Genomic DNA, 525 nt, shown 5'->3' on the forward strand with positions numbered 1-525 from the left:
CGCTCAAGCACGCCGGCAGCCCGTGGGAAATGGGCCTTGCCGAGACGCACCAGACGCTGGTGCTCAACGGCCTCAGGTCGCGCGTCGCGCTGCAGGTCGATGGCGGCCTGCGCACCGGCCGCGACGTCGTCATTGGCGCGCTGCTTGGCGCCGATGAATTCGGCTTCTCGACCGCGCCGCTGATCGCGGCCGGCTGCATCATGATGCGCAAGTGCCATCTCAACACCTGCCCGGTTGGCGTCGCGACGCAGGATCCGGTCTTGCGCAAGCGCTTCAAGGGTACGCCGGAACATGTCATCAACTTCTTCTTCTATGTGGCTGAAGAGGTCCGGGCGTTGCTCGCCGAGATGGGTTACACCCATCTCGACCAGATCATCGGCGACACCGATCTCTTGGAAAAGCGGGCGCTGATCCAGCACTGGAAGGCGCGCGGGCTCGATTTCAGCAAGATGTTCTTCAAGCCGGCTGCCCCGCATGAGGCGGTGCACTGGACTGAGCGGCAGAAGCATCCGATCGACGACGTGC

1 protein-coding gene is annotated in these 525 nt (G+C 64.2%); it reads left to right on the forward strand.

Annotated elements, in window-relative coordinates:
* On the forward strand, positions 1–525 hold a 525-nt coding region (locus tag EOA78_RS35660; RefSeq protein WP_245478020.1), incomplete at both ends, for a glutamate synthase-related protein.

This window comes from Mesorhizobium sp. M5C.F.Cr.IN.023.01.1.1, from assembly GCF_003997585.1.
GTDB classification, from domain to species: domain Bacteria; phylum Pseudomonadota; class Alphaproteobacteria; order Rhizobiales; family Rhizobiaceae; genus Mesorhizobium; species Mesorhizobium wenxiniae.